Origin of the sequence: Vibrio sp. 1F279, assembly GCF_041439815.1 — a bacterium.
Lineage (GTDB): Bacteria > Pseudomonadota > Gammaproteobacteria > Enterobacterales > Vibrionaceae > Vibrio > Vibrio tasmaniensis_A.
This window is the reverse complement of the sequence record NZ_JBGOOU010000009.1, coordinates 14825-39113: the sequence shown is the minus strand read 5'-3', so window position 1 is coordinate 39113 and position 24289 is coordinate 14825. Positions and strand designations below refer to the sequence as shown.

Below are 24289 nucleotides of genomic sequence, written 5' to 3'. Positions count from 1 at the left end.
CCATTAACCTGCATTTGTATCTCGTTCAAAAAGCTGAACAATGTCGTTAACGATTTCAGTGGCACTATACATATCGATACGAAATGAATTCTCACCTAGGCCAAAGACTTGTTTATTCTGGACGGACGGAAGGTTGATCAAGATTGGGTCATGCATGAATCGATTAGCGCTGTCGTCGCTCGCTTCTAGCAAAAATGTCGTATCGGCTTTAAGTTGAGTCAGCAGTTCAAAGTGGACACGCATAAAATCTGATAAAGGCACGGTGTTGTCATGCCATTGACGATTTTGCACTTCCATTTTAAAACCAAGATCAGTGAGCAAGTCCGCATGAACGCCATCCTCTAAAGCGATAGCATTGGTAGCTCCAGGTCCAAAATACGCCACAATATTGGTTTCGCCTTCTGGTATCTGTAGCTTGTTTTTACTCTGGTTAACGAACAACTCAAACTGGCTAATTTTTTGTTGGGCTTGTTCTTCTAACCCTGTCGCCTGTCCAAGCCTCAAAGCCAAGTCTTGCCATGATTGTGCGGTGTAATCCAAAATAATGGTTGGTGCTATTTGCTTAAATTCAGCTATTTGATCTCTCGCCGAATCACCACCGCGCCATGCTACAACAATCAAATCAGGTTCATAGATATAGGCAGACTCTAAATCAACGCTGCCGGCAGGCCATGCCTTTTCCACGCTTCTCTGTTCAGCAATATCTGCCCATTGACTAAAAAACTTCCCTTCATAAGTGAGTGCTGTTGCGGCTAAAGGAGCATCAATAGCCAGTAGCGTCCCACTAATCGTCACCGAGGTAGAAAGGATTCGAGTCGGTTTAGATGGGATCACTGTCTGTGAGCCATCCGCATTAACGAAAGTCTTGGGGTAAGTATTTTGAGATGTCATTTCGGTTTCTGCGAAAACAGAAGCCGAAGCTGAAATCAGAAAAACAACAATGATTTTAAAAATTATATTGATTCTCATTTACTATTTACACTTCATTTAGTCTGCGTTTAGTGAATTAAATGGTCTTACTACTGGGAGTTTGAGTCTGAATAACTTTTCTGAATTAAGCCATTAAGCATATGCTAACTATATTCATATAGAACAATCAAGATAAATCCGGTTTTCGCTAGCGGATACATTAGTATAATTTCGTTTTAAGCAATTGATAAATAAATAACTTAAATAACCCAACTAACGTACATCGCACCGTTAAATCGACATGTAGTAACCTTTGTATTTCGTGACCAACAAAAATTAACTTAGCGGGCTAACACGACAACACACCCCCCAATTAAATAAAATAGCCGAACTTTATTCGCTCGGCTTTCTCTGGAAGGTTTATTAAAGTGATTATAAAATCTCGTCGGCAACCTCTTTTGCGTTCCGACATTTAATCAACTTGCGTGTAAACACCTTACGCTCAAACGTTTTACTCAGTTTCTCTGCTACACCTTTTAGGTGAGATGGCTTTAAACCCAACGACAGAAACGCACTCTCCTCGCTAAAACCTTCTAAATGTTTTCCCGTCACTTGCTCATAAGCTTCGATAATCGACCCAAATTCTGATGTCGTTAACGTCGTTTTAGCTTTGTTCGGTTTCTCATTGTTCTGAGTAACAGAAGCTGAAGCGAGTTGTGGAGAGCTCACCGTCTGAGTCATTGAACGAACCAACTCTTCTCGCGCTTGAATCCGGTCAAACTTTCCATTTCGAGAGAGAGGCAGTTTATCTAATTCAAGTAACTGAGAAGGTACATGGGAGTTTGGTAAGCATTGCTGTGCAAAGTCACGAATAGCAGCAGCATTAGCGACTTGGCCATCCGCTACTTTATAGATCGCACCTAACGCTACGTCTCCATTACGTTCGGTATAGTCGACAATCAAAACTTGCTCAATCAGTGGGCAGCGATTTAACTCTTTCTCAATATCGGGTAACGACACACGGACGCCCCTAACCTTCACATAGCCATTAACCCGACCAGCAAAAATAATGGTGCCATCTTCACGATAATAGCCTAGATCACCGGTTCTAAACGCTCTGACCTCACTACCTAGATCATCAATTATCGTCACAAAATCAGTTTGTGTAAGCTCTCCATCAGCTAAATACCCTGACGCAAGGTTTACTCCTACTGTCATGATCCGACCTGCTACTCCTTGTGGAACATGTTTACCCAATTCATCCATAATAAAGTACTGGTTTGCAGGGAAAGGTCTGCCATAAGGAATAACCGATTTGTCTTCGTCGGTGACAAAGTGCCAGATACTCCATATCGTGGTTTCGGTAGGACCACCAATTGAGACAAGGCGAATATCTTGCTCCAGCGCTCTAAGTTCATCAATCGTTTTAGGTTTAACGTAATCCCCCCCTTGGCAAACTAAGCGTAGAGATTTGAGTTTTTCACCCTGCATACAAGACAACAACATTTCCATCAATGCCGGAACTGACTGCCAAATAGTAATACGGTGCTTCTCAACCAATTGATTCCAACGAATCGCGTCTTTTTCTTCACCAGCCTCTGGTAATACAATGGTTGCCCCGCAAGTAAACGAAGCATAGATATCAAACACAGAGAGATCATGATGGAACGGCGTTACGCACATCAACACATCTTCAGACTTTATTTGCCAAGCTTTACACGTTTCCCCGATGACATTGGAAGTTGCTCTGCTGTTCACTACAACGCATTTAGGTTTACCTGTTGTTCCCGATGTATACAGATAATAAGCACCATGCTCACTTTGACTAAGCACCTCTAAGTCCGTATTGGAGAGTGATGGATAAGCCTGCTCAACAGGTTGCAATAGTGCTTGATAGAGCACTGAATTTTTACGCTGTGACGTTTGGTTAGTTACCACTAAATTGGCATTACAATTACTCAGTAGGTAATCCAAACGCTCTTCTGGTGATGAAGCATCGATAGGCACCCATATAATCCCTGATAATGAACAGGCAATCGTCATCACTAAATGTTCAGGGCTCTTTGGCAAACAGATGGCCAACACATCACCTTGCTTCAAGCCAAGGTGAGCAATATGCTGCATCACTTTATGGACGTCCTCGCCAAATGCCTTGTAGCTGATATGCCGTTCACCACAAATGACCGCGATATCATCACTCGCATTTTCCGCAAGATTACGCGCTATCTTGGATAAGAACTTAGAGCATTCAAACTCTTTTACATCACAGTTCAATTTATAGTGTTCAAGGTTGAGTACCTTATGTGAAGGGATGTCAAAATCATGGGTCTCACATACGGTCTCAATGTGACGCTCTATCGATTCAAGAATGGAGACAACCACTTGTTTATCTAGTGCGTCAACCGCATAGTCAAAACTCAATACTAGATTTCGCCTTTCATCAAAATTAAGGCGGATATCTAACGCGACTTGAGGGGTTTGGGTGATACCATCAAAGAAGACGAGTTCATCGTCATCGGATAATCCATCCCAAGTTAGACCATTCGTCACTACAACAGGTAAAGCCAATGAACTGGTTCGCGAAGTCATTAACTGACGATTGATATCAACACCAGAAAAGTCGAGATGATCAAGCGCCTCAAACATATCATTTTGCATACCCTGAGATCGCTCTAGCAAGCTGCCTTCATTCTTTCGATACTCCAAAATCACGAACGTCGAATCATTACCAAGAGGTTGATCGCTTTGTGGGATCGCTACCGGAAAACCAACTCTCATCTCTTGTTCTATCGTCCAATACGACATGCCTTCAAGAACAAGAGCAGAGAGTGCTGAGTTCAAAAACAAGCTGTTGGCTGCACTCGCCATCGTTAACTGAGTTAATGCAGTTTTGTCTATAACAATGCTTTCTCGCTGGTAACGCGAAGCCTTTATATGATCCAATCGCTGTTTCCATGGAAGTGAAGGTGGCGCGCACTCTGGGTCAAGTTTACTTTGCCAGAACGACATATCTGCCTCCCTTTTGGCAATGTCATGTTCACTATCAAAATGATTGATCTCAGCGCTGTTAGCACAGAGCTCATGCAACTGCCCGCTATTCTTTTTCAATAATTCAGAAAGAATCAGGGAGTGTGTTCTACCATCAACAATTAATGCATCAAAACTGGTAAAGACAATGGTCTGATAACCGATATCAGAGTCAGGCAATTGAATAACAGAAACACGCCATGGCGACTTCGACAGGTCGTGCATCGTGTGATTACTCACTTGACGAATTTTACCAACTCTCTCTAGCGCTTGCTCAATCGACAAGTGTTGAAAGTCGTGGGAGTCAAAATTCAAAGTCACCTTAGACGACACCTGCTGAACAAGCTTGTTCTCATCGATGTGCATCCGTAACGCATCGTACTTTTTTACCAATGATTCGAGGCGAGACTCAACTAAGCTCGATTCTATTTTCCCTCGGTATTCCCGGAATTCATGCATAGCAGTGCCACCCATAGGGATATGAGTAGAGCGACCGAGTAGGTAAGATTTTTGTAGCTCTGTTAAAGGCTTTGGACAAGAGGTAACTAAGGGTAACGAAGGACATGCATAGCCTAACTGAGCGAGCGTACTTTCCAAAGAGTTATGTATGCTATTAGGTTCGTCAGCTAAAGATTGAACAATCGCAATAAACTTGTTAAACAAGGTATCGACAAAGCCTTTAGGGAACACGTCCATTCGCACATCCCAATTGACAAAAATACCTTCGTACGCAGGCGCGATTTGTGCATCTAATGTAACCTGAGCACCTTGAGAGATTACCCAGTTCATTTTTCCGAAGACTTTTGTGACTGCCTCAGAGAATAAATCATCGCCTTCAACATCCATTCCCGATGTAAATACGATAGGCGATGCTTGCACGGTTCCATAATAACGCGATAAATCTCGCATCACCGTTACACCGGAATAGCTTTCATGGTTGAGTAATTGGTTCAGTTGATTGGCAGTACGACGACAATGATGAAGCGTTGATTCTTGAGCTTTCAAGCTAGCGCTGTAGATCAGCAAGTTCGAGAAATCGCCTATCGTTGTCTCTGCATCGTTCGTATAGAAACCGCGGTGGAAAGTCGGCACATTCAATCGAAAATCAGGGCTGTTACAAGAGCTACCGACAGCTTGAGAGAAAAGTGTAAGAAAAAGTTGGGTTAAGGTTAAGTGGTGTTTCTTGGCTAACTCTTCGATCGAAGACCGTTGCTCTTGAGTCAACTGATGTGTGAACCGCTGACTGTGCCCATGCTGACGATCAATAGCCCCATTAACATACGGAAACTCTGGTGCTCCAGCGATGTCTGGTAATCGTTGTTGCCACCATGTCTTATCAGACTGTCGTTTAGCTACGAGGTAATTGTCCGCCGTTTGTTTATCTAAATATTCAAAGAACGAATTCTTCTCTTGTGTCTCGTTGCCTTGATGTTCATCGCTATAGAGCTTAGCCAACTCTTCAACTAAGATTCGGAAGCTCTGTGCATCCACAGCAATCATGTCTACGTCTATATGCAAACGGCACTGCACTTTAGAATGACGTGTGATACTGATCTGCGCGGCCTGCCCATTGTCTAAATCCAGTTTCTGGTCAGTAATAGCAGTGCGCTTCTCTATTAAAAAGTCACGGGTAGCCGATGGTGAAAGGTGTCCAATATCATCAATGATAAGTTGATGAACAGAAGATAAAGGAGCGATGGTTTGTTGACCACCAGAAGTAACTTTCATCCGTAACATAGGATGATTGATGTACAACTTCCTCACCGCACTTGCCAATTTTTCTGAGTCGATATTTTCACCATCAAATTCAGCATAAATATGAGCCGCTACGCCTCCCATCGATTGGCCAGTTTGCCTACCGACATAATAAGCAGCCTGTACAGTCGTCAATTCTCTCATCTTCATTTCCACACTCATTCATCCATTTAATGTGCCACGAGGCTTATTAAACTAATGTAATACACCAGCTTAAGAATAAACTCAAACAAAAATGATAAGCGTTATCATTTTTGTTTAATGCTAACTAATATGAGTTGATGTACTGATTGTATTGGGCATGATCTCACTACATCACCCAACAATAAGCTTGACAACACCTAGCTCCTATTTCAATAATCCTCAAAATTAAATGATAATAATTATCATTTATTGGAATTGAATGTTTTCCAAATCATACCTGGACCGCGCATTTGATGAAGCCATAACATCAAGGAACACTTGTTTTAGGAGGAAGGATGCAAGAGTTAGAGAAGCAACTTAATTCAACCACGATAGAGCCACTGCCGAGTGTGATTGATGTAACGAGTGAAATCACTCTAGACGAAAAAAGTGAACGATTTATCCGTGATAAAAGATTCGAAATCACAGAAATTTTAAATGGGAAAGATAACCGTCTGCTCGTTATCATTGGACCTTGCTCCATCCACGACCCAGAGGCTGCTTTAGAGTATGCTCGTAAGTTGGCCGAACTACAGAACAAATATCGTGACCAGCTCTTGATCGTCATGCGAACCTATTTTGAAAAACCACGAACCCGCGTCGGTTGGAAAGGGCTCATTGTCGATCCCGATTTAGACAATAGCCATAAGATGAGTAAGGGGCTGTTTGTCGCAAGAAAATTCTTAAAAGATGTTGTTGATCTAGAGCTTGCAACGGCAACCGAGTTTTTAGACACCACCGTGTACCCATATGTATCTGATTTAATTTGTTGGGGCGCTATTGGAGCAAGAACCACTGAGTCTCAAACACACAGACAAATGGCTTCAGGCATCCCGTGCCCTATTGGGTTTAAGAATGGAACGGATGGCAATGTAACGATCGCGATTGACGCAATTCACGCCGCGAAATCTCCTCACCTAGTTTATGTCTCTGGTTTTGGTAATACACCCATGTCTGCAATGACACATGGCAACCCTAACGGACATATCATTTTACGTGGCGGAAAACAGCCAAACTATACTAACGTACACGTCTGTGATGTAACAAAACAATTAGAATTAAACGGCCTTAACCCCCGAATCATCATTGATTGTAGTCATGGGAACAGTCTGAAAATTGCCAAAAATCAACTCAATGTAGCCAGAAACATTGCAGAGCAAATCATTTCAGGAGAGCAGTACATCGCCGGCGTTATGTCTGAAAGCTTCTTAGTCGGAGGGGCGCAAAATATAGATGCGACGCCACTAACCAGAGGTCAATCCATCACTGATGAATGTCTAAACTGGGAAGATACCGTTGCAATTCTCGATGTCTTTGCAAATGCAATGGTAGAGGCAACTCATAAGAAATTATCGACAGTCGCTTAACCTAAAATTTTATATGGCGCATGCGCGCCATATAACTCTATGATGTCTAGTTATCGAGCGTTGCACCACCATCAATCCGCAAGTCATGCATAGTGATATGATTAGCTGCATTAGACATCAGAAACAATATCGATTGAGCAATATCTTTGGGTTCAGCAATCTTGTTGAGCGGAATACCTAGACGAAACTGCGTTGCATCTCCGGCAATGACCTGCTCCTCACCATAACTCTCATTCCAAAGTTGCAATTGCATTTCTGTACGTGTAGACCCTGGGCTCACAATATTGCAACGAATCCCCAAAGGCGCGAGTTCAATACCAATGGATTTTACAAACATGTGTAACGCCGACTTAGATGCTGCATAAGCCCCCATATTTGCTCTAGGAGTATTGGCAGCATTCGAACCGACAACAACCATATTCCCCTTCCCCCGATCTTTCATACACTTAGATACCGCCTGCATTGTGGCTAGAGCACCAAACGAATTGACCATAAATGTGTTTTCTATCTGCTCGAATGACATATCACACAGCGCACCTAAATGAAGAATACCAGCACAACTCACTAAGTGGTCAAACTCACCGTACTCTGCTACCCAATGATAAATACTCTGTTTTACTAACTCAGGTTTTGACAGATCCAACGGTTCAACCCAGAGCTGATCTGGATACTTTCTCGCTAGAGATTCAGATTTAGTCGCGAGGAGTTGGCTATCAATATCCGTAGCGAGCACCTTAGCTCCCGAGTCCAACAAACTCTCTAACGTGCTAAAACCAATACCTTTTGCAGCACCCGTTAATAACACTAATTGTCCTTCAAGAAATCTTTCCATATACCTAAACAACCGAATAATAAACAATCAAAATTGCGACTTTTGTATGCATTTACATAAAACAAAAATCAAAGAATGTGAGCAGCCTTCAATAATGACGATTTACATCAAATAGAAATCATTATCATTAGCATTTAAATAAATGTAAATGTAATCTTACTGACCAAAATAAGCAACCCGATGAAGTGCATGACAAATGAGTTCCTTTAAGAACATCAATGTAAGTAATTGCACATCGTCATAACGATCTATACACAAAGAGGGACCTGTTATGAAACGTGAAGTCATTGGCTATTCAAAAATGGAAAGTGATCTGCTAGATAGAGAGCTATTGTCATCTCCATTTTTCTTCGCTTCTCCCAGTAATACGATGATGGGTAAAGGTATTGAAAATGAGTTCCACCAGCCTATTGCATTTTCAGAGCTAGCCGAGAAGGCGAACGAAATGCTCCAGGCGGCTAAAAAATCAGAAGCCGATAATCCAGTGCTATTTGGTGTCGTCCCATTTAACGAAGAAAACCCGACTAAATTTATTATCCCAGAGCAGTTATTCATCTCTAGTAGTACAAGATCCTTACACTCAAATCCGCTTTCTTCTGCCGATGCGCACGTCATTTCTTCCCCAAGCGGTAATCATTATAAGCAAGGGGTATCCGACCTTCTTGATATGTTTGCCAACACAGAGCTTTCAAAAGTGGTTCTTTCTCGGGCTATTGAAGTAGAAACAGACGCTGATATTCAGCAGCAAACTTTGCTTCGTAATCTGTTATCAATCAACTCGAAAGGCTATACGTTCGCAGCGAATATCAATGACAACCAAAAGCTAATGGGGGCGAGTCCAGAACTCCTTGTTGCAAAAAAAGGCAGTTATCTCACCTCTAACCCACTCGCAGGATCGCGCCCGCGTTCTGAACTGGACGAACAGAATCAAAGCTCAACAAATTCATTGCTCAATACCAACAAAGATCTGCACGAACATGGTCTAGTTGTAGAAGAAGTTGAGCGTGTGATGAGCAAGTATTGCCACAACCTGTACACACCTATGATTCCATCAGTCATAGAAACAAAAACCATGCTTCATCTCTCCACGGAACTAGAGGGTCAAGTCAGTAACCCTCACACTAATGTGTTGGAAGTCGCTGCTGAATTACACCCTACCCCTGCAGTTTGCGGTTATCCGCGACAGAAAGCGTATGAAGCTATCCGAAAATTGGAGCAATTCGACCGAGGGTATTTTACCGGTATGGTTGGTTGGTGTGATTCAAGAGGTAATGGGGAGTGGGTAGTGACGATCCGTTGTGCTGAGGTCCAAAAACGACAAATGAAAGTTTTTGCTGGAGCAGGTATTGTTGATGAATCACATCCACAAAGCGAACTGGATGAAACTGGTGCCAAAATGAACACCATCTTAACGGCAGCAGGTATCCAACTTAAAGATATGTTGACGGCATAGGTAGACTCATAATGTCGAATGAACATATGGATTATACAGATTGGCCAACACCCCAAGCTTCTTTGTATAGAGAGCTAGGTTATTGGCAAGACAGAACTCTTTTCGATCATTTTCAGCACTCAGTTGAGCGGTGTGGTAACAACATGGCTCTTATCTGTGGTGAGCGTCAATTTAGCTATTTACAAGCCGCAGAGAGAGTGTCTCAAATGGCTTCAGGTTTTCAGTCTTTAGGGTTAATGAAGGGCGACAATGTCGTATTACAAATGACAAACGTAGCCGAATTCTATTTCTGCTACTTTGCCTTGTTACAGAAAGGTATTCGACCCGTTTTAGCTCTTCCCGCTCATCGCTTCTCAGAAGTATCTTATTTTTGCCAACACGCCAAAGCCAAAGCTTACATTGTAGATGGGAAACATACTGGCTTTAATTACCAAGCCTTAGCTAAGCAAGTGTTAGATGAAAGTAATGAATTAGAACATATAATCGTTCGCTGTGATGCTACGAACTTGGCAGATCCAAGGTTCACATCGCTTGATGATTTCACGGGGCAACCCGACGATAAACAAGAAGCAGAAGCATCTGAACTGGCATTTTTCCAATTGTCAGGTGGAACAACCGGTACGCCAAAACTGATACCTCGAACCCACAATGACTATGCTTATAGCGTGATTGGCAGTAACACTATCTGTAAGTTTACTGAAAACACTCGCTACTTATGTGCGCTGCCGGTTGCACATAATTTCCCATTAAGTTCACCGGGAGCTTTAGGGGTCTTTTTCGCTGGAGGTACGGTTGTTCTTACGCATGACCCTACCCCAAAATCAGCGTTTAAACTAATTGAAGAGCATAAAATTACCGTATCGGGCTTAGTTCCCCCACTAGCACTGCTGTGGATGGAGCAGGCTCAATCCACTACTCATGATCTTTCAAGCTTAAAATTAGTTCAAGTCGGTGGCGCTAAGTTTAGCCAAACGGCGGCTACAGACCTACCAAACAAGTTAGATTGTCAGCTTCAACAAGTCTTTGGTATGGCTGAAGGGCTAGTGAACTACACTAGATTGGATGATCCTATGGAAGTTATTGCCTCTACCCAAGGGCGCCCTATTTCACAACATGATCGGATTAAAATCGTGAATGAAGAGGGGGAGTCAGTATCCTGCGGAGAGGAAGGTTTTCTTCTCACTCAAGGTCCTTACACCATTCGCGGCTATTACCAAGCAAAAGAACAGAACCGTCTTTCATTCGACCAACAAGGGTTTTATCACACTGGTGACATAGTTAAACAGACTAAGGACGGTAATATCATTGTAACAGGGCGAGATAAAGACCAGATTAACCGAGGGGGGGAAAAGATTGCAGCAGAAGAGGTCGAAAACCACCTAATTCGACACGATGGGGTTCATGATGCCGCTCTCATTGCGATACCTGACGACTACTTAGGAGAACGAAGTTGCGCTGTAATCGTTAAAGTCGAAGGGGCAGACATAAATCCCTTCAAACTAAAATATTTCCTACGTGATTGTGGCTTAGCTGATTACAAAATCCCAGATTTAATCAAATTTGTCGATTCATTGCCCAAGACACCTGTCGGCAAAGTGAATAAGAAACGCCTCCGAGAGGCGTATGCTTAAGCACCCAAAGGTACTAACAAAAACCGATCTCATGAGATCGGTTTTTGTTTTCTAAAACAGGCAAGCTAGTACTCTTCATCCATAACTTCATGGCGTTCATCATGGTATGCTTCTTCATCCTTACCTCGTTTCCAGTAAGGAATCGCATACATATCTTTTCTAGACAGCTTGTACTCTTGTTTAAGCGCTTTACGACACGCAATCACGCTTTCATTTTCACCCGCAATGAAAGCCGAAAGCGAGTGAGATCCATTAGGTGCAATTAAGCAGGAAATGGCTTTGCTCAATAGATATTGATCACTCTTTTCGTCTCTCATTAGCCACTTCAAAACCAGACCTTGCGGATGCTTAATATCATGTTTATCCGCAGCATCCTCTATCTCGATAAATACATAGCCTTGAGTGTCGGAGGGAAGGTTCTCCAAAATAGCACTAATGGCTGGTACTGCTGTTAGGTCTCCCGCAATAATATGCCAATCTGCGGGTTCAATTAATGGCTCAGGCCCAGCAGGGCCTACAAGGCCAATTTGGAAACCTTGTTCTGCTTTAATCGCCCACCCACCGCCGGGAGAATCGGTTCCGTGGATCACGAAATCGATATCAAGCTCATTCACATCGGCTCGATACTTTCTGACGGTATAGGCTCGAGGCACGGGTTTATGCTCAGGCCAAATAACAGTTTCACCTTCTCGATAAGGTAACTGCAATATCCCACTCTCCCTATTGGGGAAAAACACTTTTATGTGTGTACCATTTTGATCTTCAGGGAACCCTTTTAAAGAGTCGCCCGTAACAGTCACTCGCAGTAGATGCTTTGAGATCTTCTCCTTACGAACAAAGTCCAACAACATCGGATGTAAACGCACTGGTTGATCGCTCATCAATTTACCTCTTAAGAAATTCTATAAATAATTGGCGCTAACTTGCGAGCAATTATGCTGGTACTTCTTCTGCGTGGTTTTTCAGTGTCGCTTCGATTGCTTGCCACCACTCTTGCAATGAAACCGCTTCAATGAGCTGAGCGAATGAGATATTTGCGCCCTGCTTATTCCACTTCTCTACAAGTGTCATCGCTCGCATCGAATCTAGCCCCATGAAGATTAGATTTTCATTCACATCAATCTCTTCATAAGAAACACCTAATGTTTCGGCCACGTCAGACTGCAAAACATTGAGGCTAAGAATACTCTCTTCATTTGGGTTGATTTCCGCTATAGCTTTATCGAGTGTTTTAATGCTTCCCGTTCGGCCTGATATGTAAGTGAGAGTGTGGATATGGTCTTCACGCGAAAAATCCGCGATCGCATCACCGATAATAAAGGGCTGTACATCCAACATGAATGCATCCAAAGCAGTCGATAAAATGCCAATGTGACCGTAAATACCAGAGATGATCAGCTGAGTTTTTTGATTGTCTTTCATGTAATCAAGCAATGGGGTTTTCTTAAATGCACTGTAACGCCATTTAACGTACTCAATATCATCGCTTTCTGGAGCGAGCGTTGATACGACAGGAGTATGATCGCCGTTTAGCCCCGGCCCCCAAAAGTCAGTTAACAAGGCTCTATCTTTTGGGTCTTGATTTGCGGGTTGTGCGGTATATACAACCGGGATTCCCGCTTGTTTCGCTACGTGTTTTAACTGCTGAATGTTCGTTAAAATGTCCGCCATAGGTGACGAATCAGCCTCATAGTAGCTCACAAAATACTCTTGCATGTCGTGAATTAAAAGTACCGCTTTACTAGGTTCGATCGTCCAGTTCGTTCTGTTTATTGGAAACTCATGGTGTTCTGGCAAGTCGTAACTCGCTATTTTCGGTATAGTCATTTGTAATTGTCCTTAATACTCTAATCAGCACTGACGCTCTCTTCTGTCATCTGATCAATTAAATCTTTGGCGCTTAGTAGTCAAAGTGGTGATCCAACAGGAATATGTGTAACCCTCTAATACATACTCAACGGATAAGTTCAAAACACTCTTATCACGTTGCCGTATTTTCGGGTTCTTCTGCTGAAAGCCCCCTTTCGGTACGCCAATGTTTAATTTGCTGATTAATGTACCAATGGGTGATACTAGAGAATAACGTTTCGACATACTCGCTACTCATCCCGGCCTCTTCTGCCCATTTTTTTCGGTCTTCTAGCATTTCAGCGACACGCTCTGGTGCCGGAATACTCTGCTCACTGGGCTTAAATTGTGCGGCGGCTTTGACATACCCTAACCGCTTAGAAAGAATATGAACGATCTCCTTATCAAGGGTATCTATTCCGATTCGTATATCATTGAGACTTTCGCAAACTTCTGGCTTCTTTATAGATGACACGTTGATTTCCTTTAGTCTTTGTTCCCTGTAATGACCCATTGAAGAGTGTAATAATAGAAGCACCTTTCTCAGGCTCGACGACAAGTCATCCTTCTAGAGCACTCTCGATTCAATCAATAGGACGTTGTTTATCGACAATATAGAGCTACGGTAGGCAGCTCGCGTTAGTTAAACTGGCGTATTAACCCAAGCTTCACCACTTGGACCAAGCAATCGCTTTTTATCAATTTTACCTACCGCTGTTTTGGGCAGATTAGAGACAATGAGCAATTCGTCTGGCTGTTTGAAAGAAGCCATCCCTTGGTCTTTTAGGAAGGTGCGTAGCTCTTGCAAAGTTGGGGAAAGCCCCCTTTTCACGACAGCGACTCCGATCCTTTCGCCTAGATGTTTATCAGGCACCGCAACCACGGCGACCTGTGCAACATTAGGATGCATAAGTAAATGCTCTTCGATTTCATCGGTAGCAATACACTCACCAGCTCGGTTTACGACGTCCTTAATTCTGCCAGTCACAACGATATATCCCCTCTCATCAACAATGGCTCGATCTCCACTTCGGTAGAAACCATCTTGAGTAAATGAGCGTTGGTTGTGTTCCTCTGCACGGTAATACCCTCTTAAAGTGTAGGGACCGCGAGTGAGTAGTTCGCCTTCTTCACCCATTGGAACAGGGTTCCCCTCAGTATTGACTATGCGAACCTCATCCCAGCGACTTACAGGTCGACCTTGTTTCGTCGCAACCAAGGTTTCATCATCCCCTAACCGAGTACAGGCGATCAGGCCTTCTGCCATACCAAAAACTTGTTGGAGTGCGCCGGGAAAGGTTTTTTGAACATCAAGAGCATCAGAATAGGCTAGCTTCGAGCCACCGACTTGCATCAGTCTTAGGCTAGATGTATTCGCACTTTCCCATTCTTTAGCCGCATTCCATAGCTGCGCAAGCGCGGGAACCAAAGCTGTCGCCGTCACTTTATTTTTCTCGATAACATCAAAGCAGTAATCAGGGCTGGGGTTGGAACTGAAAATGGCACTTCCTCCAACATCAAGCGCTCCCAATAAACCGGGACAACCCAAAGTAAAATTATGCGCGGCAGGTAACACTGCGAGGTATACCTCGTCGGACGACAACTCACTTGCTGCTGCACAACTTTGGATGTTGAGACGATAATCGTTATGACTTCTAGGAATGAGCTTAGGTAGTCCCGTCGTTCCACCAGAAACTAAAAACAGAGCAGGATGATTTGGGTTTGGTCGTTCAGGAACGAACTGGCCAATATTACCCAGAGGTAAAGACGGATACTTTCCAGAGTCTCCCACAATATAGATATGCTTAAATGAAAGGGACTCTTCCGACAGTGAGTCAGCTATGTGTAGTGCTCTTCCATCGTTTTCTAAGTTAGAACCGAAGTAGGCCCTTGCGCCAGATACTTTCATGAAATGGCGAATTTCAACAATACCATGTGCCGGCAGTGCCAATACCGGAATCAAGCCAGCTCTTTGTAAAGCAAAAAACACTTTTGCGAAATAAATGCTGTTAGACACCTGAAATACGACCCGGTCTCCAGCTTTTAACCCGACCTCTTTTAAACCCGCGGCTATTCTGTCTGCTTCAGACTGCAACTCTTCATAAGTAAGGCTACCCGTCGGATCGGCTACTGCAGGTTTAGTTGGATGCAGAGCAACCCCTTCACTCAAAATTGCCCATAAAGGTGTGTTTAACCATAAGTTGTTCTGTTCAAACTTCACAGATTGACGATCTGGTTGATCAACAAAGCCATATAACAAGCCATCTTGACAAAGCTTCTCCTTGAGCACGGTTTCCATGTCATTCCTTATTGTATGTTGAAGTGCTAAGACCAACGCTTGGAAGTATTAAGATACCCAAATCGATTCAGCACAATTGACGCCTATCAATACATTTAAATGCTAATAATAATCATTTGTATATAACAATCAAGTGGTGATATCGTGTATAGCGAATTTGAGTGAAATATTGGAAGTAGAAGATAAACTTCCGAAAGAAAAGGAAATTATTTTGTCTAAGCAAGAAGCAAATATTGATCTGGTAGAAATAATCAGTCAGGTATTAAGTGTTCCAGTCGAATCGGTAAAGCCGGACGTTAACCTCATCGAACTCGGTTTGGATTCAATCAGTATGATGCGCCTAACAGGCCAACTAAGAAATGCAGGGATAAACATTAGCTTTGCCCAATTAATGGCGACGCCAACACTCGAATCTTGGCAGACGATCATGGCCTCTACTGAAGCTACAGCCTAAATTAAGGTTCTGACTTCTAGCACCTTAAACATTTTGACAACCGTTTGGGATCAATAAACGCCTTGCTTTGAGCAAGGCGTTTTTATTATATCTAACCGATTAGAAGTACAATTCTACTGAACCACCAATTTGGCGAGGTGCTTGCTTCGTAATATCGTCTCCACCGAAATTGAATGTTTCTTTCTGAGAATCAAACAAGTTTGTAGCGAATAAAGACATACGTCCGTTAGTAAACACATACGCAACTTGTGCATTTGCAACCCAGTAAGCATCGATACTCTGGTTAGCTGAGTTTTCAACGTCACTGAAGTAATCTCCAGTGTAATTCGCATTACCACTCAATTCGAAATTCTCAGCAAACATGTATAAAGCACCGAAGCTTGCCGTCAAAGAAGGGGCACGAGCGAGTTCTTTTGAGCTATTAGCATGATCTTTGTAGCTTGTTTTCAACAAACCAAGTGAAGCCAATAGCTCTAGGTTAGATGTTGTTAACCAACGGCTTCCTAGTTCTGCACCGTAAGTATATGCTTCATCAACATTATCAACTTTCACATCACCTTTTGATGAAGTCTCCAGTACTTGGAAATTATCATAGTCGTTGTAGAAGACGTTAGTTGTTAACTCAAGTTCATTATCTAGCAGACTATGGCGAGTGAAGAATTCATAGTTCCAAACGTATTCGTCTTCATACGTATATGAAGAAAATGCCCACGTTTTGTTATTGAAGCCAACACCGCCACCTCCAGAGTTAAAGCCCTTAGCTGCTCGGATACCCACGGTTTGATCTGATTCAGGCTTATAAGCAACTTCAAGCTTAGGAAGGAATACATTTGATGTTTCATCATAATCTAAGCCGAAGCGACCCGGGGCAACATAGCGTTTTTTGCTTTCGCGTTCGAATCGCCCTGCCGCTACAACTTCGATGCTCGGCATCACCAAGTACGTCACTTCAGCAAATGCCGACATAGCACGGTTTTTGCCTTCCATTGGTATTGATGACCCAGTCTGTTCAAATACATCATCATCTTCAGATTTGAAGTAGCGTAAACCAAACAAACCAGAGAGATCTTCGCTAAGGGAATCAAATCGAACCAAAGGCTCTATTTGGAACTCATTACCTTTCGATTTGAAATCCTGCTTTCTGCCTGCAGGATCAGTGATTCGGTCGTAAGTGCGATCGGTGTAGATCAAATTATTTTCGAACACTAACGTATCTGAGATGTCATAAGATACATCCCAAATGCCGCTTGTTGACTGAGTTTCGTAAACAGCTCTATTGATCTTTGTTTGTTGAGATTCCGATTGAGGTCCAACGGTATCCATATGGGCAATCGTTAACGTGGTTTTGAATCCAGGAAGGCCTGCTGGCTCTAGTAAAAATTTACCGCGAGCTGTCGTCATCTCAATTCGATTAGGGTCACCGACAGGTTCATAGGCAGTAAGGTCTGCATAACTACTGCGTTTTTGTTGATCAACACTCAACCTGAAGGCCAGTTGATCTTCAAGTATTGGCGCTGAGATTACCGCAGCGGTTTGAGAATAGTCTTGCTGACCAATAGCAGCCTTAACTTTGCTCTCAAAATCGTAAGTCGGATCATTGGATTTTAAAACGATAGCACCCGCAGAAGCATTTCGACCTTGGACATAGCTTTGCGGTCCAAGATAAATTTCCGCTTGCTGCATATCCCATAAAGAGCGAGGACCGAACGCGACTTCAGAATAGCTGAGTGAGCGTCCATCAATTGAAAGATTCAATCTTGGCACAGAGCCACCAAAGGCTGCAAGACCACCGAATGAAGGACCTGACCCATCAACACCACGAATCGATGGTAGGTTATTACCCTGACCTGAATCTACAATGTTCGGTGTTAGCTGCAGCAAGTCATCGACCTCAGATGCACCTGGAGTAGTCGCAATACGATCTTCATCATACACATGCACGCTTGAGCCCGTATCATAAATCGAACGTTCTATTTTCTCGCCATACACGGTAACTTCAAAAGTAGTTTTTTCTTCGTTAGCGGTAGTTTCATTATTATTGTTCGTCGCTGCAAAAGCTTGACCACTGACACAAAGTCCCATGATGATTGCAGATAAAGTACGTAGCTTGAATTTGCTATTTCCTAGCTCATTCACTGCCGCGGGGCGTAATGCTGTCATTTAAAATTCTCCTTGATTAAGCATTAACTTTAGGTGGGCTCATGTACGGCATTTATAAGGAAAACTAGGGAAGACATTCAAAGGTTGAAAACGCAACAACTCAAAACGAGTATCAGCTGTACTTCCTTAGCTCCTTATTGACCACTGCTTTAATACATGAGCCAAAATTCCGACTAAAAAACGTCACATTGAACAAGGCCTAAATCACTCAACGAATAAATTGAAAAATGATTTTCCTTTCAATGACCTGACGAATTTTCAACCGTACTTTATCGGTTGCATATTTAAATGTAAAGCATTCTCATTTGATATTGATAATAATTATCATTTTTAACGATTAGCTTGGGTTTGGCATTCTGATTTTTGATGGTTAGAGCACCTAACGAGATGCCCTATTCATAAGGAGGGTTGAAACAAAAATTTAAAAAATAAGACAGCATTAAGCTTATGCAGAATTAATCTAAGACAGAATTTAGAGCTTTAGATAGGTACTTTAGTAAATGATTAGCATGATCAGTTAGTTCATGCAGTTCAAAGAGGCTGCTCTCTGCCTCTATCTTTAAAGACATGTTTTTCGCTTGCCTTGAGCCGCGAAAGGTTACGTTAAACCCGTCCGCAATTCCACCAGCAATAATACGACGTTTCGTTGAGCACCCATGAAATTCTGTCGATTCAAAAGGCAAAATATTAATGAATGGTGAAATAAAATAGTGTCCGCCAGATGTGCATTTATTCTCTACTCGATACCGTCCATGGCAATAATTTCCCCTAAGCTCTTTTACCGCCCTTCTGAGATATGAATCCACCGACTCATCATCGGCAACCTCTCCGATATAAGGAATAGTATTGACCATTAATGACGGTAGGTTTGCACAAGGATTACCCATTCTATTCATAAATGGTAGCCACACAGGCAAAGGAAAAGACGTCTGTTCGTCTGATCGCCAATGCCTATAAAGATACGCTGTACACAGTAAGGTGAGAATGTCACTCCAACCAATCATTAATTGCTTAGATACCGTGATAAGAGAATCACTAATCGACTCAGGAACATCCCTCTCACAATAAACTGTATCAGATACCGAGATATCGTGGTTACTCAGCGTCAGATTGGCTGAATCAAGATAATTACCCCAATAAGATCGGTCAACATCGAAACGGTCACTATCCAAATAATCGGTGTTTTCTTTGAGATAAACCTCAAACGTCTTAAAGTAGTGTTTTGGCGCTGTGTTATTCACTAAACACAGATAAAGCTCCGAACAACGCTGCTCAATTAGACTCATACTGTAACCATCGACCGCAATATGATGAGTTCTCAGATACCAAAAGACTTTCTGTGATCCTACAATATAGAGCTGTACCTTCGTAATCACATCCTTTTCTAAATCAATGGCCGTTTCGACGTCAGAGCGCAAATATGCATTTACTTGTTCTTGCGCGTTTTCTTCCCCACGTAGATCGATGACCTCCACTGTGGGTTTTTCGTCAAAACAAACCATTTGAACGGGATAGTACTGATTTTCCAATCGTCGAAATCTAAGCAGCAAAGCTTCCGCTTCTGAAACAGTCTGATTAATGGCATCGGCTAATTTTTCGAGATCGATAGAGCCTGAAATTTCCAAACAATGAGCTACTGTCGATAAAGGCCTATCTGGATGTTGAACGAATTCGTCCCAATATGCCTCCTGCGCATTAGTCAGTGGATACCAATCTTGGCGAGTCATTATGCTTTTTACCCAATTGATTAAGTTGTTAGTAATCCGACGCACCTGCATCAATAACAAGTACGTTCTATTTATTATTGCCATGTTGCGACAGAAAGCGCTTGATCATTGAACCTACAATATCAGGTGCTTCTTGATATGACGCATGTGCTGTCTGAGGAATGTTGGCAAAACAGCTCCCAGAAATTTTGCCTTTTAAAGCCACTGCCTCATCAAGAGAAAATATAAAATCGTTATCCCCTCTCATAATCAATGTCGGACAGCGAATCTGTTCGACTAAATCACAAGGATAACCCGATGCCGTGTTATCAAACCAAGCCTCTTTAACTGCATCAACCAGCTTAGAAAAATCTGGTTCTGGGTTAGTTGCCTCGTACAAAGCAACGTCCTCCGAGAACCTGTTGCGCCAAAAATCCGGAGTTAAACTGGATAATAGTTTCATAGATGGATCATCAATATTCACTTGCCATTGTGAACCGAGCGTCACCAAGCAAGAAACCCTATTTGGTTCTTGAGCGGCTAAGCGGTAGCCTACAATGCCGCCATCACTGAAACCAAATATCGAATATTGCTCAATTCCTAAAGCGTCGAGTACGGAATGAGCATCTTGCTGATACTGGCTGTAACTAAGTCGTAAACACCCTAGATCCGACTTACCATGTCCACGCAAATCAAGACTTATTAATTGATAATTGTCGAATAAATACTTATGTAACGGCTCTAATTCATGGATTGACCCAAGTCCACCATGAAGCATCAACAGCGGTTCACCAGTAAGATTACCCGATATTTCGTAATATATAGTTGAACCATTGACATTTATATAACTACTTTCATTTATCATTTTTCTTCCACTTCGAACTCTTTCAATTAATTTAACTGATAATGATAATCTTTTCCATTAATGCTTTTATTGGAATTATATCGGTTGTATATTTGATGTCCCGTACATTGTAGCCAAACTAAAAAAGCCACTTTATGAGTACTATTAAACAGTTATTTGTATTAAACGCTGTCTGTATGACAGCGATGATGTCGATCATTCCAGTGATCGGTCCGATTATTCGCGAAGTTGGTTTAATGGAATGGCATGGTGGCTTGGTGGTCGCTATGTCGGGAATAGCTTGGCTTCTTAGCGCAAAAAAATGGGGGGAGACCAGTGACAAGAAGGGACGAAAACCCGTATTGCTAGTCGCTACTTTAGGCTATGCGTGCTCTTTTATCCTCATGACGATATGGCTAGATCTATCCCTGAAAACAACCTTTCACTCACTCATCATACTCATAGGAATGATCGTTGCTCGCACATTCGTCGGCCTGTTTTTAGCGGCTATTACTCCTATTAGCACTGCGTTAGTGGCAGATATTACCACGCCCAAAGAGCGACAAAGTGCCATGGCAAGTATTGGGGCAGCAAGTGCAATAGGGCTAGTTGCAGGGCCAGCTTTAGGTGGAATGTTATCTCAATACTCTCTGACACTGCCGTTGTACGTATTGTCAGTACTCCCATTCATCGCCTGGGTTATTATCAAGATCCGCTTACCTGAAACAACAATAATCCACGAGCCTTCCGAGAATACTATAAGCTTTTTTGACCAACGACTTCGCTTCCCGGCACTCGCTATGTTCGCTTGTATGTTTGCTGTTATAACAGCCCAGATCATCATTGGATTTTTAATACTCGACCGCATCCGAGATACATCGGAACAAGCAGCTCAGCTGTCTGGTATCGTTTTGACCATCACTGGAATCACGTTAGGTATCACACAAGCTTTCTTAGCCAAAATGAAAAATAACGTATTACTAAAGAGTTTCATGATGGGTCCAATAGTGGCATGTGCTGGTCTCTGTATTGTGTCAGTAGCACACTCAGCTACGCTTCTTATTACAGGCTATATATTTATGGCAATAGGGTTGGGACTCTTGTTTCCTGCGGTACAAGCTATCACCGCCAATTCAGTAGATATGAACGAACAAGGTGCAGCTGCAGGTACAATTTCTGCCATCCAAGGGCTATCTTCCATTGTGGGGCCAATCACTGCAACGATACTTTATCAATACAACCAAAGCCTCCCATATTGGGTCGCGGCTTCGCTGATGGCCGGGCTATTTCTGTTCGTACTCATGAATCAATCTAAATTCAATTCTCAATTTGAACACACTGATACAGAGATAGCGTAGAAAAATTAATGTCAGTCACAGTAAGTAAGTGAGCATAAAACTCTCAGGAAAAAGGCTTAAGAACAAGGCAGCTATTTTCGACAAGAAACTTCGATAAGTCGTTATTCTACAATCAAGATTTCTAACGATGTTATCAAGTGATTTAACAAACTAGGCTGACCCATTGTTTACTATTATAGGTATTGCTAATAGTGGTATTTGCTACGATTGGTCATACCTAGTGTAAATTGCAGCAGCTAATGAGACTAGACTAAGGCGAATATTCAGATACAAAAAACCAGCACTGCGGCTGGTTTTTTTAATGATGACAAATGCACCACATTATAAAGACTGCAGAGTTATAAATATTGGATTATTTATAACCTCACGTCATTAGATTAAGCGTTACCTTTTACCTGCACATTTAATTGCTCAGCAAAATCTAGCATGCGGTTCAATGGGATAAGGGATTTCACGCGCAGTTCGTCAGAAACGAAGATCTCGTGTTGCTCGCCACCATTCTCAAGCGCATTTTCAATCGCTTCAAGGCCGTTCATTGCCATCCAAGGGCAATGCGCGCAGCTTCGACAAGTTGCACCGGCACCTGCTGTCGGCGCTTCAATCAGCTCTTTTTCAGGAACCAGTTGCTGCATTTTGAAGAAGATACCTTTGTCTGTCGCGACAATCATCTGTGGATGAGGCAGCTCTTTTGCTTTCTTGATCAGTTGACTTGTTGAACCAACAGCGTCAGCCAGTTCAACCACGCTTGCTGGTGATTCTGGGTGAACCAAAATAGCCGCTTCTGGGTATACTGATTTCATTTTCTTCAAAGCATCAGCTGAGAACTCGTCATGAACAATACACTCACCTTGCCAAAGCAACATGTCAGCGCCAGTTTGATTTGCGATGTAAGAACCTAGGTGACGATCTGGGCCCCAAATAATGGGTTTGCCTTCAGCGTCTAGGCTTTCAACGATTTCTAAAGCGATGCTCGACGTAACTACCCAGTCTGCACGAGCCTTAACAGCCGCAGAGGTATTCGCGTATACAACCACTGTATGGTCAGGGTGAGCATCACAAAATTCTGTAAATTTGTCTGCAGGACAGCCAAGATCAAGAGAACATTCAGCTTCTAGTGTTGGCATTAGAATGCGTTTTTCAGGTGTAAGAATCTTTGCTGACTCCCCCATAAAACGAACGCCAGCGATGATCAAAGTGCTTGCAGAATGGCGGTTACCAAACTTAGCCATTTCTAATGAATCGCCAACAAAACCACCAGTTGCTTCAGCCAGGGCCTGAATTTCAGGATCTGTGTAGTAATGTGCAATTAGAACTGCATCTTTTTCTTGAAGTAGTGTTTTGATGTTTGCGATGTGGGCCTGCTTCTGAGCGTCGCTCAGTGGAACTGGCTTAGGCGGAAACGGGTAAACTGTATCGATTTTATCTAGTATATGACTCATTGCTCTTGCTCTACGCAACTTCTTCCGAGAATTAGAGTATTCTACACAGGACAGCGATTGGGATCAAAAAGGATTGGTTTCAAGCGATGACTAACTAATGCTTAAAACGCATAAACAAAGCGATGCGTTGGCATTACAAAGAAGAGAAGTAGACACAAAAAGAAAGTGATCAGATATAAAAAAGAGGTACCTGAGCACCCCTATTTTGTTTACAAATGGGTTTTAGCCACTTTAGCCGAAGCACTGTTTGGATACTCGGTTACAACTTGCTGGTAATATTTCTTAGCTTGCGTCGCGTTGTTGTTACGCGTAGCTATGTCACCAAGCTTAACCAGAGCATCAGAGCGCTTGTTGGAGTCTTTGTATGACACAACAGCGGCAAAGCTCTTCACAGCTTCCTTATCTTGCTTTTTAGCGAAATAAAGCTGACCTAACCAATAATGGGTGTTAGGCGTGAAGGTCGAGTCTGGGAAGTCTTTTTGAAACTTTTGGAATGCTGCAATCGCACCCGAGTAGTCTCGTTGCTTTAGAATCATATCTACAGCATTTTGATAAGCGGTTTGCTCATCAACATCAGTACTGAACGTACCAGAAGCATCCTTAGAGCCTTCGCTCGCTGCTACTGCTACCGTTGCTGTTCCTGCTGCTTTCACCTCGCCTCTCACACGATCCAGTTCAATGAACAATTCACGTTGGCGCTCGAGCATTTGTTTCATATCGTAGCTGTTTCGCTCCAACTCACCACGAAGTTCACTGATCTCCAGTGACATATCGTCGATTTGCTGCTGCATTTGAAGCTGAACGAGATTACGATTTTGAAGCAAGCGCTCTAAACGCTCAATATCTGATTCGTTAGATGCTGATCGAGAGGAAGATGATGAATTTGTTGCGGTGCTATTGAGATCGGATACTGGAGCTGGTGCAGCGAACGTAGTGTTCGCTGCACTTGCCAGTAACGAAAGCAAAATGACTCGCTTTGTGTTACTGAACATGAGGCAATTCCTCAATTATATAGCCTACTGAA

General features: G+C 42.7%; 17 protein-coding genes. 5 read left to right on the top strand and 12 right to left on the bottom strand.

Features of this window, described 5'->3' with window-relative positions:
* Window positions 1-3 precede the first annotated feature (3 nt).
* Both fepB and ACED60_RS09005 read right to left on the bottom strand, forming a co-directional pair.
* Window positions 4-969: a Fe2+-enterobactin ABC transporter substrate-binding protein gene (gene fepB / locus ACED60_RS09010; RefSeq protein WP_076678968.1), complete on the bottom strand. Its 966-nt coding sequence runs from the start codon at window positions 967-969 to the stop codon at window positions 4-6.
* A gap of 372 nt (window positions 970-1341) precedes the next feature.
* Window positions 1342-5835, bottom strand: coding sequence for an amino acid adenylation domain-containing protein (locus tag ACED60_RS09005; RefSeq protein WP_371727357.1), 4494 nt, complete (start codon window positions 5833-5835; stop codon window positions 1342-1344).
* Window positions 5836-6170: 335 nt separating this feature from the next.
* Between ACED60_RS09005 and ACED60_RS09000 the strand changes: the two genes are divergently transcribed.
* Entirely contained in the window at window positions 6171-7241 is a 1071-nt protein-coding gene (locus ACED60_RS09000) for a 3-deoxy-7-phosphoheptulonate synthase (protein ID WP_009846397.1), read from the top strand.
* 46 nt (window positions 7242-7287) lie between these two features.
* Here ACED60_RS09000 and ACED60_RS08995 read toward each other — a convergent pair whose 3' ends face one another.
* The gene (locus ACED60_RS08995; protein WP_009846396.1) at window positions 7288-8073 is read right to left on the bottom strand and encodes a 2,3-dihydro-2,3-dihydroxybenzoate dehydrogenase; all 786 of its coding nucleotides are present in this window, start codon (window positions 8071-8073) and stop codon (window positions 7288-7290) included.
* A gap of 271 nt (window positions 8074-8344) precedes the next feature.
* Between ACED60_RS08995 and ACED60_RS08990 the strand changes: the two genes are divergently transcribed.
* Both ACED60_RS08990 and ACED60_RS08985 read left to right on the top strand, forming a co-directional pair.
* The gene (locus tag ACED60_RS08990; protein ID WP_009846395.1) at window positions 8345-9526 is read left to right on the top strand and encodes an isochorismate synthase; all 1182 of its coding nucleotides are present in this window, start codon (window positions 8345-8347) and stop codon (window positions 9524-9526) included.
* A gap of 11 nt (window positions 9527-9537) precedes the next feature.
* On the top strand, window positions 9538-11157 hold the full coding sequence (locus ACED60_RS08985) for a (2,3-dihydroxybenzoyl)adenylate synthase (RefSeq protein WP_371727356.1): 1620 nt from the start codon (window positions 9538-9540) through the stop codon (window positions 11155-11157).
* A 65-nt stretch (window positions 11158-11222) separates the two neighbouring features.
* Here the strand turns inward: ACED60_RS08985 and ACED60_RS08980 are convergent, their stop codons facing one another.
* The 4 genes from ACED60_RS08980 to ACED60_RS08965 form a co-directional block, all read right to left on the bottom strand.
* A complete protein-coding gene (locus ACED60_RS08980) occupies window positions 11223-12038 on the bottom strand; it encodes a siderophore-interacting protein (RefSeq protein WP_371727355.1) in 816 nt (271 codons plus the stop codon).
* Between the two features lie 52 nt (window positions 12039-12090).
* Window positions 12091-12984: an isochorismatase family protein gene (locus tag ACED60_RS08975; protein WP_108149800.1), complete on the bottom strand. Its 894-nt coding sequence runs from the start codon at window positions 12982-12984 to the stop codon at window positions 12091-12093.
* A gap of 154 nt (window positions 12985-13138) precedes the next feature.
* Window positions 13139-13480, bottom strand: a complete 342-nt coding sequence (locus ACED60_RS08970) for an isochorismate lyase (protein ID WP_029223919.1) — start codon at window positions 13478-13480, stop codon at window positions 13139-13141.
* Window positions 13481-13648: 168 nt separating this feature from the next.
* Window positions 13649-15304 (bottom strand): (2,3-dihydroxybenzoyl)adenylate synthase, encoded by a 1656-nt coding sequence (locus tag ACED60_RS08965; RefSeq protein WP_371727354.1) that lies wholly within the window; start codon window positions 15302-15304, stop codon window positions 13649-13651.
* A 211-nt stretch (window positions 15305-15515) separates the two neighbouring features.
* Here ACED60_RS08965 and ACED60_RS08960 point away from each other — a divergent pair, with 211 nt between their 5' ends.
* A complete protein-coding gene (locus ACED60_RS08960) occupies window positions 15516-15758 on the top strand; it encodes a phosphopantetheine-binding protein (protein ID WP_167851806.1) in 243 nt (80 codons plus the stop codon).
* A 99-nt stretch (window positions 15759-15857) separates the two neighbouring features.
* Here ACED60_RS08960 and ACED60_RS08955 read toward each other — a convergent pair whose 3' ends face one another.
* From ACED60_RS08955 to ACED60_RS08945, 3 genes are all read right to left on the bottom strand, one after another.
* Window positions 15858-17918, bottom strand: a complete 2061-nt coding sequence (locus tag ACED60_RS08955) for a TonB-dependent receptor (protein ID WP_009846388.1) — start codon at window positions 17916-17918, stop codon at window positions 15858-15860.
* A 455-nt stretch (window positions 17919-18373) separates the two neighbouring features.
* On the bottom strand, window positions 18374-19645 hold the full coding sequence (locus ACED60_RS08950) for a condensation domain-containing protein (RefSeq protein WP_371727353.1): 1272 nt from the start codon (window positions 19643-19645) through the stop codon (window positions 18374-18376).
* 67 nt (window positions 19646-19712) lie between these two features.
* On the bottom strand, window positions 19713-20489 hold the full coding sequence (locus ACED60_RS08945) for an alpha/beta fold hydrolase (protein WP_102257357.1): 777 nt from the start codon (window positions 20487-20489) through the stop codon (window positions 19713-19715).
* Window positions 20490-20623: 134 nt separating this feature from the next.
* On the opposite strand from ACED60_RS08945, the gene ACED60_RS08940 reads away from it, so the two are divergent.
* On the top strand, window positions 20624-21826 hold the full coding sequence (locus ACED60_RS08940; protein ID WP_102257358.1) for an MFS transporter: 1203 nt from the start codon (window positions 20624-20626) through the stop codon (window positions 21824-21826).
* Window positions 21827-22203: 377 nt separating this feature from the next.
* Here ACED60_RS08940 and nadA read toward each other — a convergent pair whose 3' ends face one another.
* The gene (gene nadA, locus ACED60_RS08935; RefSeq protein WP_009846384.1) at window positions 22204-23265 is read right to left on the bottom strand and encodes a quinolinate synthase NadA; all 1062 of its coding nucleotides are present in this window, start codon (window positions 23263-23265) and stop codon (window positions 22204-22206) included.
* A 209-nt stretch (window positions 23266-23474) separates the two neighbouring features.
* Window positions 23475-24257 (bottom strand): tol-pal system protein YbgF, encoded by a 783-nt coding sequence (ybgF, locus tag ACED60_RS08930; protein ID WP_371727351.1) that lies wholly within the window; start codon window positions 24255-24257, stop codon window positions 23475-23477.
* Window positions 24258-24289 lie beyond the last annotated feature (32 nt).

Excerpts from the sequence above, each read along its gene's own strand:
- fepB (WP_076678968.1), bottom strand. The coding sequence starts at position 969 with ATGAGAATCAATATAATTTTTAAAATCATTGTTGTTTTTCTGATTTCA.
- ACED60_RS08985 (WP_371727356.1), top strand. The coding sequence starts at position 9,538 with ATGTCGAATGAACATATGGATTATACAGATTGGCCAACACCCCAAGCT.
- ACED60_RS08945 (WP_102257357.1), bottom strand. The coding sequence starts at position 20,489 with ATGATAAATGAAAGTAGTTATATAAATGTCAATGGTTCAACTATATAT.
- ACED60_RS08990 (WP_009846395.1), top strand. The coding sequence starts at position 8,345 with ATGAAACGTGAAGTCATTGGCTATTCAAAAATGGAAAGTGATCTGCTA.
- ACED60_RS08955 (WP_009846388.1), bottom strand. The coding sequence starts at position 17,918 with ATGACAGCATTACGCCCCGCGGCAGTGAATGAGCTAGGAAATAGCAAA.
- ybgF (WP_371727351.1), bottom strand. The coding sequence starts at position 24,257 with ATGTTCAGTAACACAAAGCGAGTCATTTTGCTTTCGTTACTGGCAAGT.
- ACED60_RS08940 (WP_102257358.1), top strand. The coding sequence starts at position 20,624 with ATGAGTACTATTAAACAGTTATTTGTATTAAACGCTGTCTGTATGACA.
- ACED60_RS09005 (WP_371727357.1), bottom strand. The coding sequence starts at position 5,835 with ATGAGAGAATTGACGACTGTACAGGCTGCTTATTATGTCGGTAGGCAA.
- ACED60_RS08950 (WP_371727353.1), bottom strand. The coding sequence starts at position 19,645 with ATGACTCGCCAAGATTGGTATCCACTGACTAATGCGCAGGAGGCATAT.
- ACED60_RS09000 (WP_009846397.1), top strand. The coding sequence starts at position 6,171 with ATGCAAGAGTTAGAGAAGCAACTTAATTCAACCACGATAGAGCCACTG.
- ACED60_RS08965 (WP_371727354.1), bottom strand. The coding sequence starts at position 15,304 with ATGGAAACCGTGCTCAAGGAGAAGCTTTGTCAAGATGGCTTGTTATAT.
- ACED60_RS08980 (WP_371727355.1), bottom strand. The coding sequence starts at position 12,038 with ATGAGCGATCAACCAGTGCGTTTACATCCGATGTTGTTGGACTTTGTT.
- ACED60_RS08975 (WP_108149800.1), bottom strand. The coding sequence starts at position 12,984 with ATGACTATACCGAAAATAGCGAGTTACGACTTGCCAGAACACCATGAG.
- ACED60_RS08995 (WP_009846396.1), bottom strand. The coding sequence starts at position 8,073 with ATGGAAAGATTTCTTGAAGGACAATTAGTGTTATTAACGGGTGCTGCA.
- nadA (WP_009846384.1), bottom strand. The coding sequence starts at position 23,265 with ATGAGTCATATACTAGATAAAATCGATACAGTTTACCCGTTTCCGCCT.